This window comes from Burkholderia sp. PU8-34 (assembly GCF_053427725.1).
In genome coordinates, this window is sequence record NZ_JBSAXC010000003.1 from 1 (window position 1) to 17702 (window position 17702).

The window sequence follows — 17702 nt, forward strand, 5'->3', positions numbered from 1 at the left end:
GACCGGGCAATCCGTCGTCGTCAGCCACGGCTGGTACATGCAGTAAGGTGGCGTCGATTGCCGAACCGTGCGCCGACGGCGTGCGGCTGCAGGCGGCTCGGTTCGGGCACAAAAAAACGCGCTCCATGGAGCGCGTTTTTCATGTCGGCACGGCGGCATCGGGCGATGCCGCCACCGATGCCGACGTATTACTTCAGGACAGCCGCGACTGCGCTGGCGACCACGTCGAGGTTGCGCGTGTTCAGCGCGGCGACGCAGATCCGGCCCGTCGCGACCGCGTAGATGCCGAACTCGTCGCGCAGGCGGTCGACTTGCGCCGACGTCAGGCCCGAGTACGAGAACATCCCGCGTTGCTCGTTGATGAAGCTGAAATCGCGATCGACGCCGCTCGCCTTCAGGCGCTCGACGAGGCCGTTGCGCATCGCGCGGATGCGGTCACGCATTTCGCCGAGTTCCTGCACCCACGACGCATGCAGTTCCGGCGACGCGAGCACCGCGGCGACCACGGCGCCGCCGTGCGTCGGCGGGTTCGAATAGTTCGTGCGGATCACGCGCTTGAGCTGCGACAGCACGCGCGTGGCTTCGTCCTTGCTCGACGTGATGATCGACAGTGCGCCGACGCGCTCGCCGTACAGCGAGAACGACTTCGAGAACGACGACGACACGAATGCGTTCAGGTCCGCCGCGGCGAACAGTCGCACGGCTGCGGCATCCGCCTCGATGTTTTCGCCGAAGCCCTGGTACGCGATGTCGAGGAACGGCACGAGATTGCGCGCCTTGACGACGTCGACGATCTGCTGCCATTGCGCATCGGTGAGATCCACGCCCGTCGGGTTGTGGCAGCACGCGTGCAGCACGACGATCGTGCCCGCGTCATAGCCGTTCAGTGCCGACAGCATGCCTTCGAAGTTCACGCCGTTCGTTGCCGCATCGTAGTACGGGTACGCGACCACTTCGAAGCCTGCGGCTTCGAACAGCGCGCGGTGGTTTTCCCAGCTCGGGTCGCTGATTGCAACCTTCACGTTCGGGTTCACCGTGCGCAGGAAATCCGCGCCGATCTTCAGCGCGCCCGTGCCGCCCAGCGCCTGGGCCGTGACCACGCGGCCCGCGGCGATCAGCGGCGAATCGTTGCCGAGCAGCAGCTTCTGCACGGCGGCGTCGTACGCGGCGATGCCGTCGATCGGCAGGTAGCCGCGCGGCAGGCCTGCGTCGACGCGCGCCTTTTCCGCTTCACGGACCGCGCGCAGCAGCGGAATCTTGCCTTCCTCGTTCGTGTACACGCCGACGCCGAGATTGACCTTGGTCGAGCGGGTATCGGCGTTGAAGGCTTCGTTCAGGCCCAGGATCGGGTCGCGGGGAGCAAGCTGGACAGCGGAGAAGAGCGACATGATGATTCGGCAGTAGTAAAAAGAGGGTCAGGCTTTCATCAGGCGGGGCGGGCGCGGCAGGCCGCGCGCGGACGGGCACGACGCCGGAAAGCGCAGCAGTCGGACATTGTAGCGAATTCGCGGCGGTTGTTCGCATCGTGATGCGCCGATTCGCGATTTCCGGCGGCTGCCGCGCGTCAGCAGCGGACAGGAGTCCGCCTGGCCGCGAAGCGCTAGAATGATCCTTTGTTTTCGCTCCGGCTGCATTCCATGTCCGAACATCACGCCGAACTCGGCGACGCGCTCGACGAATCGAAATTCGTGACCTTCGACGGGTCGCCGTTCCAGCTGTATCAACCGTATCCGCCCGCCGGCGACCAGCCGACCGCAATCGCGACGCTGGTCGAGGGCATCGAGGACGGTCTCGCATTCCAGACGCTGCTCGGCGTGACCGGCTCGGGCAAGACCTTCACGATGGCGAACACGATCGCGCGGCTAGGCCGCCCGGCAATCGTGTTCGCGCCGAACAAGACGCTCGCCGCGCAGCTCTACGCTGAATTCCGCGAGTTTTTCCCGCGCAACGCGGTCGAGTACTTCGTGTCGTACTACGACTACTACCAGCCTGAAGCGTACGTGCCGCAGCGCGACCTGTTCATCGAGAAGGACTCGTCGATCAACGAGCACATCGAGCAGATGCGGCTGTCGGCGACGAAGAGCCTGATGGAGCGCCGCGACGTGGTGATCGTCGCGACGGTGTCGGCGATCTACGGTATCGGCAACCCGTCCGAATACCACCAGATGATCCTGACGCTGCGCAACGGCGACAAGCTCGGCCAGCGCGACGTGATCGCGCGGCTGATCGCAATGCAGTACACGCGCAACGAGCAGGACTTCCAGCGCGGCACGTTCCGCGTGCGCGGGGACACGATCGACATCTTCCCGGCCGAGCATGCCGAGATGGCCGTGCGCGTCGAGCTGTTCGACGACGAGGTCGACTCGCTGCAGCTGTTCGACCCGCTGACGGGGCGCGTGCGGCAGAAGATCGCACGCTTCACCGTGTATCCGTCGTCGCACTACGTGACGCCGCGCGATACCGTGATGCGCGCGGTCGAGACGATCAAGGACGAACTGCGCGAGCGCCTCGAGTTCTTCCACACCGACAGCAAGCTCGTCGAGGCGCAGCGTCTCGAGCAGCGCACCCGTTTCGATCTCGAGATGCTGCAGGAACTGGGCTTCTGCAAGGGCATCGAGAACTATTCGCGGCATTTCTCCGGCGCTGCGCCGGGCGAGCCGCCGCCGACGCTCGTCGATTACCTGCCGCCGGACGCGCTGATGCTGCTCGACGAATCGCACGTGCTGATCGGCCAGCTGAACGGGATGTACAACGGCGACCGCGCGCGCAAGGAGAACCTCGTCAACTACGGCTTCCGGCTGCCGTCGGCGCTCGACAACCGGCCGCTCAAGTTCCACGAGTTCGAGCGCAAGATGCGCCAGGTCGTCTTCGTGTCGGCGACGCCGGCCGACTACGAGCAGCGCGTGACGGGGCAGATCGCCGAGCAGGTCGTGCGGCCGACCGGGCTCGTCGATCCGGAAATCGAAGTGCGGCCGGCGAGTTCGCAGGTCGACGACGTACTCACCGAGATCAACGCGCGCGTGAAGGCCGGCGAGCGCGTGCTGATCACCGTGCTGACGAAGCGGATGGCCGAGCAGCTCACCGAATTCCTTGCCGATCATGGCGTGAAGGTGCGCTACCTGCACAGCGACATCGACACGGTCGAGCGGGTCGAGATCATCCGCGACCTGCGGCTCGGCACGTTCGACGTTCTGGTCGGGATCAACCTGCTGCGGGAAGGGCTGGACATCCCCGAGGTGTCGCTCGTCGCGATCCTCGACGCGGACAAGGAAGGCTTCCTGCGGGCCGAGCGTTCGCTGATCCAGACGATCGGCCGCGCGGCGCGCAACGTGAACGGCAAGGCGATCCTCTATGCGGACAAGATGACCGACTCGATGACGCGCGCGATCGGCGAAACCGAGCGCCGCCGCGCGAAGCAGATCGCGTACAACGAGAAGATGGGCATCACGCCGCGCGGTGTCGTGAAACGCATCAAGGACATCATCGACGGCGTCTACAACGCCGACGAGGCGCGCGCGGAGCTGAAGGAAGCGCAGCAGCGCGCGAAGTTCGAGGACATGTCCGAAAAGCAGCTCGCGAAGGAAATCAAGCGCCTCGAGAAGCAGATGGCCGATTACGCGAAGAACCTCGAGTTCGAAAAGGCGGCCGCGACGCGCGACCAGCTCGCGGTGCTGCGCGAGCGGGTGTTCGGCGCGAACGTCGGCGATCACCTGAGCGGCATCCAGTAAATCTCTCCAACTGTCACCAAAGACGGCCGGTAAACCGCCTGTAAGCCTTGTCGGATCAGGGTTTTACATGGTTGCCGGTTTGTCCCCGCGCGCGTTCGGTGCTAAACTCCGCAAGTATTGAGAATTGTTCGCATTAGCGTTCTTGGTCGCGTTAGTGTTTGTCAGCAGGCCGTCCAGCTGGGCGGCCGCGCTTCTGTCAGAGAAAAACAAGGAGTGTCCATGTTGGGTTCTTCGTTCATCCGCACTTCGGTTGCGGTAGCGGCGGCGCTGGCCGCCATGTCGGCATCCGCCGCCGAATATCCGATCGGCAAGCAGCAGATCCAGGGCGGAATGGAAATCGGCGCGGTGTATCTGCAGCCGATCACGATGGAACCGGAAGGGATGATGCGCAAGGCATCGGATTCGGACATCCACCTCGAGGCCGACATCCATTCGGTCAAGAGCAATCCGACGGGCTTCGCCGAAGGCGACTGGATGCCGTACCTGCAGGTCACCTACAAGCTGACGAAGCAGGGCGACACGAAGTGGAAGGCGGAAGGCGACCTGATGGGCATGGTCGCGAGCGACGGCCCGCACTACGGCGACAACGTGAAGCTGAACGGCCCGGGCAAGTATCACCTGACGATGATCGTCAAGCCGCCGATGCAGACGGGCCACATGGCGTTCGGCCGCCACGTCGACAAGGAAACCGGCGTGGGCGCGTGGTTCAAGCCGATCACGCTCGAATACGACTTCCCGTTCGCCGGCATCGGCAAGAAGGGCGGTTACTGATCTCGCATAACGGACGGCGCGCCTCGAGCGCGCCGTCGTCGTAGAGAACCAACGATGAAATTCCCCCAGAAATTCGCTGCCGCGGCCGCCGCGCTGTTGCTCGCCGGCGCCGCGCAGGCCGCCGATCTTCCGACGTTCAAGCTCGAGATGGCGGACGGCAAGCTGAATCCCGCCCGCATCGAAGTGCCGGCCGGCCAGCGCTTCAAGATCGAAATCAGGAACACCGGCAAGGGCGCTGCGGAGTTCGAGAGCGTGCAGTTGCGCAAGGAGAAGGTGCTCGCGCCGGGTGCCGATTCGTTCGTGGTCGTGGCGCCGCTGTCGCCGGGCGAATACAAGTTTTTCGACGATTTCCACCAGCAGGCGCAGGGCGTGATCGTCGCGAAGTAACGCAGTTTTGTCTGCGTGCGGACACCTGGGTGTTCCGCACGTCAGGGAGGTATCGATGGGTCAGATCTTGTTCATCGTCTGGCGGGAGAGCGTCGAGGCGCTGCTCGTCGTCGGCATTCTCTATGCGTGGCTGAAGAACGGCGACGACGACGCGCTCCGCGGCGTGCCGTATCTGTGGGCCGGCGTCGCCGCGGGGCTGTTGATGGCCGTCGGGCTCGGCGCCGCACTCGTCGGCTTCACCGAAGTGCTGTCCGGCGACGCGCAGGACTATTTCCAGACGGCGATGGTGATGATCGCGTGCGTGCTGATCGTGCAGATGGTGCTGTGGATGCGCCGGCACGGCCGCACGTTGAAACGCGACATGGAGCAGTCGCTGCAACAAAGTACGCGCGATTCGAACTGGTGGGGTGTCGCGGTGCTGGTCGCGCTCGCGATCGCGCGCGAGGGCAGCGAGACGGTGATTTTCCTGTACGGTCTCGGGTTCGGGCAGTCGGGCCATGTCGACGGCAGCCAGATGCTCGCCGTCATCGTCGGCCTCGGTCTCGCGTTCCTGACGTTCTACCTGCTGCAGCTCGGCGGCAAGTACTTCTCGTGGCGGCACTTCTTCCGCGTGACCGAAGTGATGCTGCTGTTCCTCGGCGCAGGCCTGTTCCAGACCGGCGTCGACAAGCTGATCGACAAGGAAATCCTGCCGCTCGGCATCTCGCAGGTGTGGGATACGTCGGCGATCCTCGACGATTCCGGCACGTTCGGCTCGCTCGTCGCGACGCTGACCGGCTATCGCGCACATCCGGCGCTTACGAACCTCGTCGCATACGCGGTGTACTGGGCAGTCGTCTGGCTGCTGATGAAGCGCGCGAGCCGGGCTCCGGCTGCCGCAGCGGGGCGCGTGGCATGAGCGCGGTCGTCGGCGCGAAACGGGGCCTGGCGGGCCTGGTCGCACAGGCCGGTCAATGGATGCAGCGCCATGGCGCACTGATCCGCGGCATCCAGTGGGTTGTCGTGGCCGTGTATGCGTTCCTGATCATCGTGCCGGCGATCATCCCGCTGCCGGATGATTCCGCGCACCTGTGGAGCAATCTGACGCTCGCCGCGCAATTCGTGTTCTGGGGCATCTGGTGGCCGTTCGTGCTGCTGTCGATGGTGATGCTCGGCCGGGTCTGGTGCGGCGTGCTGTGCCCGGAAGGGGCGCTCACCGAATACGCGAGCAAGTTCGGCCGCGGCCTCGCGATTCCGCGCTGGATGCGGTGGGGCGGCTGGCCGTTCGTCGCGTTCGGGCTGACGACGATTTACGGACAGATGGTCAGCGTCTACCAGTATCCGCTCGCCGTGCTGTTCGTGCTCGGCGGCTCGACGGTCGGGGCGATGGTGATCGGCCTGCTGTACGGCCGCGAAAAGCGCGTGTGGTGCAAGTACCTGTGCCCGGTCAACGGCGTGTTCGGGCTGCTCGCGCGGCTCGCGCCGATGCGCTACAAGGTCGACGAGAACGCGTGGCGCCGTTCGTACAAGAACGGCGAACACGGGCGCCGCGTGATCCCGATCAATTGCGCGCCGCTCGTGCCGCTGCGCAACATGAAGGGCGCGGCCGCGTGCCACATGTGCGGCCGCTGCAGCGGGCATCGCGACGCGATCTCGCTGTCGTGGCGTTCGCCGTCCGAGGAGGTCGTGACGCTCGGCGCGGAGCAGGCGAACAAGTGGGATACCGCGCTGATCCTGTACGGGCTGCTCGGCGTCGCGATCGGTGCGTTCCACTGGACCGTCAGCCCGTGGTTCGTGCAGATCAAGCAGGGGCTGGCCGGCTGGCTGATCGATCGCGACATCACGTGGCCGCTCGAGACCAACGCGCCGTGGTTCCTGCTCACGCATTATCCGGACCGCAACGACGTGTTCTCGTGGCTCGACGGCGGGCTCATCGTCAGCTACATCGTCGGCACGGGGCTCGTCTACGGCACCGCGCTGCTCGTGTTGCTGGCCGGCGCGACGCGGATGTTCGGCCGCTTCGACCGCGTGCGGCTTCACCATCTCGCGCAGGCGCTGATCCCGCTCGCGGGGGCTGGCGTGTTTCTCGGCCTGTCGGCGACGACTCTGTCGCTGCTGCGCGCCGAACACGTGCCGCTCGGCTGGGCGTCGGACGTGCGCGTTGCGATCCTGATCGGTGCGAACGCATGGAGCGCGTGGCTCGCGTGGCAGGTGACGGGACGCTATGCGGGATGGCCGCGACGGCTGATGGCATTTGCATGGTTCGCGGCCGCGCTGGCCGTGATCGACAGCGCCTGGTGGCTGATGTTCTGGGGTTTCGCGCGGTTCTGACGCGCCGGTATCGTGCATTTCCGTGCGCGGTACACGTCTTGCGCCAAATGAAAAAGCGACACGCCGTTGGGCGTGTCGCTTTTTTCCTTCTGCGAGAACCAAAAAAGTGGCTTGGCTTGCTGCAACGGCTGCTTGAGTGTGTTTGCACGAAGGGGTCTAGATCTCGCGTGCAAGCCGTTACGCTGGCTAATGCCCAACACCTCTCAGGGAGGTGGTCCCCACAATACCCGGTACTTACTTCGTCAGAATCAGCTTGCCGAGCCGCGTGGCGCGCAACTGATAGGTTTCTCCGTTGTGCGCGATGCTGACGTGGCTACGGCCTTGCAGCAGCGAATCGCTGCTGACGACCCGCGTGCCGGCATCGCGGCCCGCACCGGCGGGCTTCGCCGGCGTCGTGACCGCCACCGTCTTCTGGCGGCTGCCCCGTTGGGCGCCGGTGTCGCGACGCAAGGTCAGCGTGGTCGAGCGCATGGTGTCGGTCATTCGGTTCGTCGGTTGATGTGATGCGATGGAATGAATTCTAAATGATAACCATTCCCATTTACAAAAACTCTTTATCAACCGAAATCGCGAATCCGATAGCGTAAATCAAAGCGGTTCGAGGAGGCGGCCGCGCGCGGCCGCCGATGCGATCAGTGCAGCGGATCGGGGTCCTTGCGGCCCTGTGCATACTCGCGGATCAGCCGCACGGTGTCGATGTCCGACGTGCGATACGCTTCCTTGACGATCCCGTGGGTCTGGCGCGCGTCCTCGGTGTCGTCGCTGACGGCGAGCGTCGTGCGGTATTCGAAACGCAGGAACAACTCGTGATCGCCGCGCTCCTCGATCGTCATCGTCAGCGAGCCGCCGATCTCGCCGTCTGCCGCGTGGATGTCGTACCGGACCTGCTCGTTCGGCGTGAACGTCACACGGTCGCGTACGGTCGCGTGGCCATAGTGCAACTCGCGTTCGAGCGTGGTTGCGGTCCGTTCGCGGACGACGCAGCTGTCGAGGCCGATCACGAACAGCTGCGGCTGTTCGGCGCGCAGCACGAGACCTTCCCAGAGCTGGTCGCGGGTCAGGGCGGGCGCGGACGGATCGTCGGCGTTGATTTGGATGAGGTGTTCGAAATTCAAGGGGACGGATTCCTTGTGGTGGTGGACGCCACGTGGTTCAAGAATCTATTGTGACGCAAATCCGGCGCGATCGCGGCACCTGCGTCCCCGAATCGACACGGTCAGGATGCAATGCGGCCCATGCGGCCGCTCTGGTAGTCGGCGACTGCCTGCCGGATCTCTTCCTCGGTATTCATCACGAACGGGCCGTAGCGCACGATCGGTTCGTTGAGCGGCACGCCGCCGATCAGCAGCAGGTCGAGCGGCGCGTCGCCGGCGGAAAACGTGACCGCATCGCCGTCGTCGCCGTAGACGACCATGTGGCGCGCGTCGATGGCCTGGCTGTCGGGCCCATAGAAGCCTGTGCCGGCGATCGGATAGGCGAACACGCGATAGCCGGCCGGGACCGGCTGCGTGACCGTGGCGCCCGGTTCAAGCGTGAAATGCTGGTAGAGGATCGGCGTGCGCGTCTCGATGGCCGCATGAACGCCGAATGCTTCGCCGGCGATCACTTTGACGCGCGCGCGGCCGTCCGGTGATGTCGCGGTCGGGATGCGGTCCGCGGTGATTTCCTGGTAGCGCGGTGCGATCAGCTTGTCGCGTCGCGGCAGGTTGACCCACAGCTGGAAACCGTGCGAGCGGCCGCCTGTCCGCGCGAAGGCCGGATCCGGCATCTCGCTGTGCACGACGCCGGCGCCGGCCGTCATCCATTGCACGTCGCCCGGGCCGAGCGTGCCTGCGTGGCCGGCGGAATCGCGGTGCTGAAACCGTCCTTCGAGTGCGTAGGTCACGGTTTCGAAGCCGCGATGCGGATGGTCGGGCGCGCCTTTGGCCTCGCCCGGGCCATAGTCGACCGGGCCCATTTCGTCGAGCAGCAGGAACGGATCGAAGTCCATCAGCAGCCGGGTCGGAAACGGGCGATGGACCACGAAGCCGCCGCCTTCGGTCGTGCGAAGCGCGGGGTACGTGCGGTCAAGCGAGCGAGCAGTCGTCATGCAATGGGCCCTCAGAAATATGGAATAGCGCTATTTTTGAAACATACGGCTATTATATTGACCGCTTTCCCCATTGATTCACTGCAGTTCGCAATGGATTGTTCTGGAATTGGAACGATGACATGAGTATCGATGCACATAACCTGAACGACCTGATGTACTTCTCGCAGGTCGTCGAGCACGGCGGCTTTTCGGCGGCCGAACGCGTGCTGGGGATCTCGAAGTCGCGCCTGTCGCGCCGCCTGACCGAGCTCGAGGCGACGCTGGGCGTGCGGCTGCTGCAACGCTCGACCCGCAAGCTCGCGCTGACGGAAGCGGGAGAGCTGTTCTACCAGCACTGCCAGGCGATGCTCGGCGAAGCGCAGGCCGCGATGAATGCCGTGCAGCAGCTGCGCGCGTCGCCGCGCGGCTCGGTGCGCGTCAGCGTGCCGGTCACGCTGTCGCAGACGATGCTGTCGCGCATCCTGCCGGAATTCCTGCACCGCTATCCGGAGGTGAAGGTTCATATTCGTGTGACGAATCGCGTGATCGACCTGTTCGAGGATTCGATCGATGTCGCGCTGCGCGTGCGCTCGGAGCCGCCGCAGAGCGCGAACATCGTCGTGCGGCCGCTGTGGCGCACCGAGCAGATGCTGGTCGGCGCGCCGAGCCTGCTGAGCCAGAATGCGCCGCCGCTCGTGCCCGACGATCTCGCCCGTTTCGAGACGCTCGACACGCCGAGCGTCGACGGCCGGCACGTGTTCAACCTGATTGCGCCGGACGGGACCCGGCACGTGCACGAACACGATCCGCGCCTCGTGACGGCCGATCTGATGACGATCCGCGAGGCCGTGCTCGACGGTCTCGGGATCGCCGCGCTGCCGGAGATGATGTACGGCAACGCGCTGCGTGCCGGCCAGTTGTCGCCTGTGATGCCCGGCTGGACGCTGCCGGTGCCGCAGCTCTATGCGGTATTCGTGTCGAGGCAGGGGATGCCGCCCGCGGTGCGGGCGTTCGTCGACTATCTGGTCGAGAAGCTCGATCACGGCGAATACCAGCAGCCGGGCTGCCCGGAGCGGGCGAAGAGGGAGGCGGCCGAAGGCGCATCGGCAACCTGATCACGGACCTTCAAGCACTGCAAATTTGTTTTGTCATTGAAGCGTCGTCTGCAATCGCAAGTTTCAATCGCCGAGGCCTTGAATGCATACGCGGGCGGGCCTATATTGAAATCCCAATTCGCGAAGGAAGTTCTGAGCGGAGTAAGGTGGCCGCATATGTTGCGAGCCAGATAGGGCAGAAAGCGCAGTCCGTGCAGACCACGGTAGCCGCATTTGCGTTGCTCGAGGCGCAACCGATACCGCCGAAGAGCCCGCCGCCCGAAGGCGCCCGCGTGCGCATGAAAAAAGGCCTTCATCTGGCGATGAGGGCCTTTTACTTTGGGCGCTGCCGGCTAGGCGCTGCCGGCTAGGCGCTGCCGGCTAGGTGCGGCCGGCTAGGCGCTGCCGCTGAGGCGCGAGCGCCCGGGGCTGCTGCGTGCGCTACTTCACCTTCACCTTCGCCTTCGGCTCCGTCACGAAGCCGAGCTTCGTCAGGCCGCCTGCCTGCGCATCCGACATCACCTCGGCGACGCGCTCATACGCCACCTTGCGATCCGCGCGCAGGTGCAACTCGGGCTGCGGCGTGCGTTGCGCGGCCTCGGCGATGCGTGCCTGAAGCTGCTCGCGTGTCACCGTGTGATCGTCCCACAGGATCGTCCCGTCGCCTTCGATCGCGACATCCACGGTCTGCGGCTTTTCCTCGACGGGCTGGCTGCTCGCACGCGGCAGGTCGATCTTCACCGCGTGCTGCATTGCCGGGATCGTCACCAGAAAAATGATCAGGAGTACGAGCATGACGTCGACGAGCGGCGTCATGTTGATCTCGCTCATCACGCCATCGTCGTCATCGTCGCTGAAACCGGTGTTCATGGCCATCGTGCACCCCGCTTCAGCTGGCGCGAGCCGCGAGACGCAGGCCGTCGCGGGGCGACGACGATGCGAGGCGCGCGCCCGTCACGAAATACGCATGCAGGCCATGTGCGAAGCGGCGCAGCTTGCTGACGACGCCCTTGTTCGCGCGCGTGAGTGCGTTGTAGCCGAGCACCGCGGGAATCGCGACGAACAGGCCGAAGGCCGTCATGATCAGCGATTCGCCGACCGGGCCCGCGACCTGATCGATCGACGTCTGGCCGGTTGCGCCGATCACGAGCAGCGCGTGATAAATCCCCCAGACCGTGCCGAACAGGCCGACGAACGGCGCCGTGCTGCCGATCGACGCGAGGATCGCGAGGCCGCCCTGCATGCGCGCGATCCCTTCGTCCATCGTGTCCTTCAGGCAACGCGTGATCCAGTCGGACACGTCCATCCGGTCATGCAGGTGCGGTTGCGTCTGATGATGGTGATCGGCCGCTTCCTTGCCCGACAATGCGAGCGCGAGAAACGGATTGTCGCTCGGCGTCGATGCTGCCAGGCCGAGCTTCCTGATGCCATCGTCGAAGTCATCCGAATGCCAGAACGCCTGTTCGGCGTTCTTTGTCAGGCGGTTCAGGCGGATCACGTTCCAGCCCTTGATGACGATCACCATCCACGACAGGACGGACATCACGAGGAGCGCGATCGCGATCGCGCGCGTGACGAAATCACCTTGCGCCCAGACGTGCGCGATACCGTAGCTTTGCATTTTTGTTCCTCTTGAATCTTCCGGATGAAACAGGGTCAGTCGTCGAGCCCGAACTTGTAGGGCTGGGTGCGGGCGGCGCGAATCGCCTGGCCGTTCTCGATGTACGGGCGGCACGTCGTCGCGCGCATCGCGGCGAGCGCGGCCTCGTCGAGGCGCGAATAGCCGCTGCTCTTCTGCAGCTCGATATTCTCGATCTTGCCCGTCACGCCGACGACGAAATGCACGTAAGCCGTGCCCGATTCGCCGCGGCGGCGCGACATCATCGGATAGTCGGGTTCCACGAACGCGCATTGCAACGTCGGCACGTTTTTCGGTGCGCGGACATCCATCGTGTCGCGGGCGGGGCCGGGCGCCGCCGACGGCGCCGCGGCGGCCGGTGCGGCAGCGGCGGGTGCCGGCGCCGGATCGGCCGCTGCGGCGGGCGTCGGGGAAGGCGCGGGTGACGGTGCAACCGGTTGCGGCGTCGGCTTCGAGACTGTCGGCACCGGCTTCTGCTCGACCTTGGGCTTTACGCGCGGCGCCGGTTTCGGAGGCGCAGGCTGCGGGATCGATTCGGCCGCAACGTTCTGTGCGATCGGCGCCGGCGTGAGCAGCTGTGCGGTGATCGTCTGGACTTCGACGGATTTGGGCGGCGGCGCGTTGCGATGGAGCCAGGCTGCCGTCAGCATGACCGCGTGCACGGCGAGCACACCGACCGCAGCGGCGATGACGCGGGGATTCATACGGGAAGCAGCCGGCCAGACGCCGGCTGTGGCGGAATGCGAAGCCTGCATGTTAGCTTGAAAGAACGGCGCCGCACGGACGGTGCAGCGGGTGACGCGGCATCATTTGCGGAAGATCAGCAACGAGATGCACACGGTGGTAACAAATCCGATCAGCAATTCCATGACGGGCTCCCTGGCAGGTAGGCCGTTGGCTTGCGCTGATGCTGGCTTGCTGACGGTGAGACGAAAGAAGGCGGCGTTGGCCGCACGGGCACACTCGGCGCGGGTCAGGCAGCCTTGCGCTCGTAGAACGACACGGGAATCGGATGAGCGTGATGCTCGACACCGCACCGGCTGGCACAGACGCCTTGCTCGGCCATGAGGTCGCGCACGGACTCTTCGCACTTGCCGCAGCAGGTGGCCACACCGAGTTCGAACTGGAGTTCATCGAAAGTGTTCACGCCTTCAGCGAGGGACGCGCGAATCTTGCGATCGGAAACAGACTTGCACACGCAGACGATCATGATGAGTGCGATAGCTAACGGTAATGCAAATTATTATCATTAAATTTGGCCGCGATGACAAGCCCGATTCCGGTTTTTTTGTAACAAAACCAGACCCTTAGAGGGGTTACTGCAGGACGGGGGCGCCGACGGCGGGTTCAGGCGGTCGCGCAGGCTTGCGCGTGCGGAGAGGAAATGGTGACGGATTCGACGGGCGCGTCGAGGCCGAGCAGGGTCGACGCGAGTGCACGCAGCTGCCGGCCGTCGCTCGTCGAGCAGAAGCGCGGCGGCGCGGCTACCGTGCCGGCCGGCGCGCGCAGGCCGCGTTCGTCGAGGACGCGCGCGAGCTGGCGCGCGATCGCGTCGCTCGTGTCGACGATTGCAAGGCGGTCGCCGACAAGGTCACGAATCGTTTCCGTGAAGAACGGGTAGTGCGTGCAGCCGAGCACGAGCGTATCGGCGCCGGCATGTAGCATCGGCTGCAGATAACCGTCGAGCAGCGTGCGTAATGCGGGCGAGTTCGTATCGCCGCGCTCGACCGCCTCGACGAGCCCGTGGCCGGGCTGGCACATGAAGCGGCAGCCTGCGCCATAGCGATCGAGCAGCGCCTGGAAGCGCGCACTGCTCAGCGTCGACTGGGTTGCGAGGACACCTGCGATGCCGCTCTCGGACACCGCGGCGGCCGGCTTGATGCCCGGCTCGACGCCGACGAGCGGGATCGCGAGGCGTTCGCGGATCGCCGCGATCGACTGCGCCGTCGCGGTGTTGCACGCGACGACGAGCGCTTTCGCGCCCCGGCATGCGAGCCACTCGCCGATTGCCAGCGTGCGCTCGGTGATGAACGCCTCGTCGCGCGGACCATATGGCGCGTTGCGCGAATCGGCGACGTAGACGAACGATTCGTCGGGCAGTTGCGCACGCACGGCGCGCAGCACCGACAGCCCCCCCAGCCCGGAATCGAAGATGCCGACGGGCGCGACCGTGGAGGCCGTCGTGGCAATAGCGGAAGGCGTCGACATGATCGGGCGGGCTGGAATGGCGGGGAAGGGAGGAACGTGCTTACTCGGGCGAACCCATCATCGTCTGCTGGTAGTTCTGGATGCCGACCTTGCCGATCAGGTCGATCTGCGTTTCCAGCCAGTCGATGTGCTCTTCGGTGTCGTCGAGGATCTTTTCGAAGATTTCGCGCGACACGTAGTCACGAACCGATTCGCAGTAGGCGATCGCTTCCTTGCACGTCGCCTGCGAGATCTGCTCGAGCTTCAGGTCGCACTGCAGGATCTCTTCGGTTTCCTCGCCGACGAGCAGCTTGTGCAGGTCCTGCAGGTTCGGCAGGCCGTCGAGCATGAACACGCGCTCGATGAGCCAGTCCGCATGCTTCATTTCGCCGATCGACTCGTCGTATTCGTGCTTGCCGAGCTTTTCGAGGCCCCAGTGCTTGTACATGCGGGCATGCAGGAAGTACTGGTTGATCGCGGTCAGCTCGTTCTTCAGCTGCGCGTTCAGATATTCGATGACTTTCTTGTCGCCTTGCATGGCTTGTTCCTTCTTGATGGTGGGGCTTCAGAAACCGAACGATAATCGCTCGAAAGCGAAATGCCAAGTTTCCTGCTCTCGTCCTGTTGGCCAGCTGCGCGGGATGAGAATGACAAGCAAAAGGCCGGACATCCAGTCCGGCCTTCAGGTCGATCGCTTACGCGGCAGCGACAGGGATCTTGCCGATCTTCGCCTGCCACTCCTTCGGACCCGTCTGGTGAACCGACGTGCCCGACGAATCGACAGCAACCGTTACCGGCATGTCCTGCACGTCGAACTCGTAGATCGCTTCCATGCCGAGATCTTCGAACGCGATGACCTTCGCGTCGCGGATCGCCTTCGACACGAGGTACGCCGCACCGCCCACCGCCATCAGGTACGCGGCCTTGTGCTTCTTGATCGCCTCGATCGCGACCGGGCCGCGCTCGGCCTTGCCGATCATCGAGATGAGACCCGTCTGCGCGAGCATCGTCTCGGTGAACTTGTCCATCCGGGTAGCCGTCGTCGGGCCGGCCGGGCCGACCACTTCGTCACGCACCGGATCGACCGGGCCGACGTAGTAGATCACGCGGTTCGTGAAATCGACCGGCAGCTTCTCGCCCTTCGCGAGCATGTCGGCGATGCGCTTGTGCGCGGCGTCGCGGCCCGTCAGCATCTTGCCGGACAGCAGCAGCGTCTGGCCCGGCGTCCAGCTCGCGACTTCTTCCGGCGTCAGCGTGTTCAGGTCGACGCGCTTGCTGGTTTCGGTGTTCGGTTCCCACTGGACCTTCGGCCATGCGTCGAGCGACGGCGCTTCGAGCTTCGCCGGGCCCGAGCCGTCGAGCACGAAGTGCGCGTGGCGCGTGGCCGCGCAGTTCGGGATCAGCGCGACCGGCTTCGATGCCGCGTGCGTCGCCGTGGCCATGATCTTCACGTCGAGCACGGTCGACAGGCCGCCCAGGCCCTGCGCGCCGATGCCGAGCGCGTTGACCTTCTCGTGCAGCTCGACACGCAGCTCCTCGATCCAGTCCTGCGGGCCGCGCGCGATGATTTCCTGGATGTCGATCGGATCCATCAGCGATTCCTTCGCCATCACCATCGCCTTTTCGGCCGTGCCGCCGATGCCGATGCCGAGCATGCCGGGCGGGCACCAGCCCGCGCCCATCGTCGGCACCGTCTTCAGCACCCAGTCGACGATCGAGTCGGACGGGTTCAGCATCACGAACTTCGACTTGTTCTCCGAGCCGCCACCCTTGGCCGCGACCTGCACGTCGACCTTGTCGCCCGGCACGATCTCGTAGTGGATCACGGCCGGCGTGTTGTCCTTCGTGTTCTTGCGGCCGCCTTCGGGCGGGTTCACGATCGACGCGCGCAACACGTTGTCCGGGTGCGTGTAGCCGCGGCGCACGCCTTCGTTGATCATGTCGGTGACGCCCATCGTCGCGCCGTCCCAGCGCACGTCCATGCCGACCTTCACGAATACCGTGACGATCCCCGTGTCCTGGCAGATCGGGCGCTTGCCTTCCGCGCACATGCGGCTGTTCGTGAGGATCTGCGCGATCGCATCCTTCGCGGCCGGGCTCTCCTCGAGTTCGTACGCGCGGCCGAGCGCCTGGATGTAGTCGAGCGGATGGTAGTAGCTGATGTACTGCAGCGAATCCGCAATGCTCTGGATCAGGTCTTCCTGTTTGATGACGGTCATGGCTGAGACTTTGTGAGGACTGTGGGGAATGCGTTGCTGGCGGCATGGGCCGCCGGTTTGCGGGACGCAGCGGCGGGGGCGTGCGTCTCGTGGAAATGGCCAGGATGCGAGTGGGGCGGCGAGGCGGACATGGTGGGTCGAACGGGCGCGGCGCGCAGGTATCGGGGGTTATCCTGGAAAGCGCGCTATTGTAACGCGTCGGCCGACGCGGCTGCAGCGACGCGCCCCGCGGCCGGGCGGGCCGCCGGGGACGGATCAGGGTGCATCAGGGTGCAACGGGCGGCGTGCGTTTCACGCGCAGGCTCGCGAGCACGATGCCCGTGACGACGCACGCGAGCGCGAAGCCATGCGCGAGCGTCGGGCGCTCGCCGAGGAACACGATCCCGTAGACGGCCGCGGCGACCGGCAGCACCGCGCTGAACACGCCGGCGAGGCTGCCCGGCACATGGCGGATGCCCTTCATCCACATCCAGAACGAGAAGATGCTGGCCGACAGCCCGTACCACACGACGAGCGCCCAGATGCTGCCCGGCACGCTCGCGTAATCGAAATGCCACAGCGCGCCCGCGCCGAGCGGCAGCATCAGCAACAGGCCGAACAGGTGGGTATACGCGCAGATGTCGATCGGCGCGAGCGTCTGCGTGAGCCGCCGCGACAGGATCACATAGATCGATTCGCAGCACACCGCGCCGAGCATCAGCAGGTTGCCGGTCAGCGAGCCGGCCGACGGACCCGTGGCGGACGCGCTGCCGTTCGCGAGGTTGATCGTCACGACGCCGACGATTGCGAGCGCAATCGATATGAGCGCACGGCCGTTCGGTTTCTCGCGGAGGATCAGCCACGCGAACAGCGCGACAACGGCGGGGATCGTGCTCGTGATGACGCCGGCCGCGACCGCGCTCGTGCGCTGCACGCCGTTCAGCATCAGCAGCGTAAACATGAACGTGCCGAAGAACGCCTGCAGGAACAGGTTCAGCCACTCCGCGCGCTTGACCGTGCGCATCTTCACCGGATGGAACAGCGGCCACAGCACGGCGATCGCGATCACGAAGCGCAGCGTGGCGAGGATGACGACGGGAACGAAGGCGACGATCGATTTGCCGATGCCGACATTGCTGCCGACGAGCAGCATCGACACAATCAGGAAGAGGGCGTAGCGATTCAAGCTGGAATCCGGAAGGCGAGTTCAGTTAGGATTGTAGGGTCGCGGTCGTAACAGCGTAAAGCGCGCGCGCCGGTGTGCCGCCGGGGGTGCCGCGTAAGTGACGGGTAAGTTCAAGCGCTTATCTTGGAACA

At 65.1% G+C, this 17702-nt stretch carries 18 protein-coding genes; 6 read left to right on the plus strand and 12 right to left on the minus strand.

Features of this window, described 5'->3' with window-relative positions; all coding sequences use genetic code 11:
• Positions 1 to 188: 188 nt before the first annotated feature.
• Positions 189 to 1388: an amino acid aminotransferase gene (locus ACV22Z_RS08285; RefSeq protein ID WP_448075845.1), complete on the minus strand. Its 1200-nt coding sequence runs from the start codon at positions 1386 to 1388 to the stop codon at positions 189 to 191.
• 249 nt (positions 1389 to 1637) lie between these two features.
• On the opposite strand from ACV22Z_RS08285, the gene uvrB reads away from it, so the two are divergent.
• From uvrB to ACV22Z_RS08310, 5 genes are all read left to right on the plus strand, one after another.
• The gene (gene uvrB / locus ACV22Z_RS08290; protein ID WP_448075846.1) at positions 1638 to 3728 is read left to right on the plus strand and encodes an excinuclease ABC subunit UvrB; all 2091 of its coding nucleotides are present in this window, start codon (positions 1638 to 1640) and stop codon (positions 3726 to 3728) included.
• A gap of 219 nt (positions 3729 to 3947) precedes the next feature.
• Positions 3948 to 4499: an iron transporter gene (locus ACV22Z_RS08295; protein WP_448075847.1), complete on the plus strand. Its 552-nt coding sequence runs from the start codon at positions 3948 to 3950 to the stop codon at positions 4497 to 4499.
• A gap of 54 nt (positions 4500 to 4553) precedes the next feature.
• The gene (locus tag ACV22Z_RS08300; RefSeq protein WP_448075848.1) at positions 4554 to 4886 is read left to right on the plus strand and encodes a cupredoxin domain-containing protein; all 333 of its coding nucleotides are present in this window, start codon (positions 4554 to 4556) and stop codon (positions 4884 to 4886) included.
• 55 nt (positions 4887 to 4941) lie between these two features.
• On the plus strand, positions 4942 to 5784 hold the full coding sequence (locus ACV22Z_RS08305) for an FTR1 family iron permease (RefSeq protein ID WP_448075849.1): 843 nt from the start codon (positions 4942 to 4944) through the stop codon (positions 5782 to 5784).
• Positions 5781 to 7196 (plus strand): 4Fe-4S binding protein, encoded by a 1416-nt coding sequence (locus ACV22Z_RS08310; protein WP_448075850.1) that lies wholly within the window; start codon positions 5781 to 5783, stop codon positions 7194 to 7196. Before ACV22Z_RS08305 ends, ACV22Z_RS08310 begins: the two co-directional genes overlap by 4 nt.
• 234 nt (positions 7197 to 7430) lie before the next feature.
• On the opposite strand, the gene hemP is transcribed toward ACV22Z_RS08310, so the two are convergent.
• The 3 genes from hemP to ACV22Z_RS08325 all read right to left on the minus strand — a co-directional run bounded on the left by hemP (position 7431) and on the right by ACV22Z_RS08325 (position 9285).
• Complete coding sequence (gene hemP / locus ACV22Z_RS08315) at positions 7431 to 7679, minus strand: hemin uptake protein HemP (protein ID WP_448075851.1); 249 nt, start codon at positions 7677 to 7679, stop codon at positions 7431 to 7433.
• 149 nt (positions 7680 to 7828) lie between these two features.
• A complete protein-coding gene (locus ACV22Z_RS08320; protein ID WP_448075852.1) occupies positions 7829 to 8311 on the minus strand; it encodes an SRPBCC family protein in 483 nt (160 codons plus the stop codon).
• 101 nt (positions 8312 to 8412) lie between these two features.
• Complete coding sequence (locus ACV22Z_RS08325) at positions 8413 to 9285, minus strand: pirin family protein (RefSeq protein ID WP_448075853.1); 873 nt, start codon at positions 9283 to 9285, stop codon at positions 8413 to 8415.
• A gap of 122 nt (positions 9286 to 9407) precedes the next feature.
• Between ACV22Z_RS08325 and ACV22Z_RS08330 the strand changes: the two genes are divergently transcribed.
• Positions 9408 to 10382, plus strand: a complete 975-nt coding sequence (locus ACV22Z_RS08330; protein WP_448075854.1) for a LysR family transcriptional regulator — start codon at positions 9408 to 9410, stop codon at positions 10380 to 10382.
• Between the two features lie 420 nt (positions 10383 to 10802).
• Here ACV22Z_RS08330 and ACV22Z_RS08335 read toward each other — a convergent pair whose 3' ends face one another.
• The 8 genes from ACV22Z_RS08335 to ACV22Z_RS08370 form a co-directional block, all read right to left on the minus strand.
• Positions 10803 to 11237 (minus strand): ExbD/TolR family protein, encoded by a 435-nt coding sequence (locus tag ACV22Z_RS08335; protein WP_448075855.1) that lies wholly within the window; start codon positions 11235 to 11237, stop codon positions 10803 to 10805.
• A gap of 13 nt (positions 11238 to 11250) precedes the next feature.
• Positions 11251 to 11982, minus strand: a complete 732-nt coding sequence (locus tag ACV22Z_RS08340; RefSeq protein WP_448075856.1) for a MotA/TolQ/ExbB proton channel family protein — start codon at positions 11980 to 11982, stop codon at positions 11251 to 11253.
• Between the two features lie 35 nt (positions 11983 to 12017).
• Positions 12018 to 12755: an energy transducer TonB gene (locus ACV22Z_RS08345; RefSeq protein WP_448075857.1), complete on the minus strand. Its 738-nt coding sequence runs from the start codon at positions 12753 to 12755 to the stop codon at positions 12018 to 12020.
• Positions 12756 to 12973: 218 nt separating this feature from the next.
• Entirely contained in the window at positions 12974 to 13210 is a 237-nt protein-coding gene (locus ACV22Z_RS08350) for a (2Fe-2S)-binding protein (protein ID WP_124603783.1), read from the minus strand.
• A gap of 137 nt (positions 13211 to 13347) precedes the next feature.
• A complete protein-coding gene (gene murI / locus ACV22Z_RS08355; protein ID WP_448075858.1) occupies positions 13348 to 14208 on the minus strand; it encodes a glutamate racemase in 861 nt (286 codons plus the stop codon).
• 40 nt (positions 14209 to 14248) lie between these two features.
• On the minus strand, positions 14249 to 14725 hold the full coding sequence (gene bfr / locus ACV22Z_RS08360) for a bacterioferritin (RefSeq protein ID WP_448075859.1): 477 nt from the start codon (positions 14723 to 14725) through the stop codon (positions 14249 to 14251).
• Between the two features lie 157 nt (positions 14726 to 14882).
• Positions 14883 to 16406, minus strand: coding sequence for a fumarate hydratase (locus ACV22Z_RS08365; RefSeq protein WP_448075860.1), 1524 nt, complete (start codon positions 16404 to 16406; stop codon positions 14883 to 14885).
• Between the two features lie 265 nt (positions 16407 to 16671).
• Positions 16672 to 17571 carry a DMT family transporter gene (locus tag ACV22Z_RS08370; protein WP_448075861.1) on the minus strand — a complete coding sequence of 300 codons (900 nt, stop codon included), beginning with the start codon at positions 17569 to 17571 and terminating at the stop codon, positions 16672 to 16674.
• Positions 17572 to 17702 lie beyond the last annotated feature (131 nt).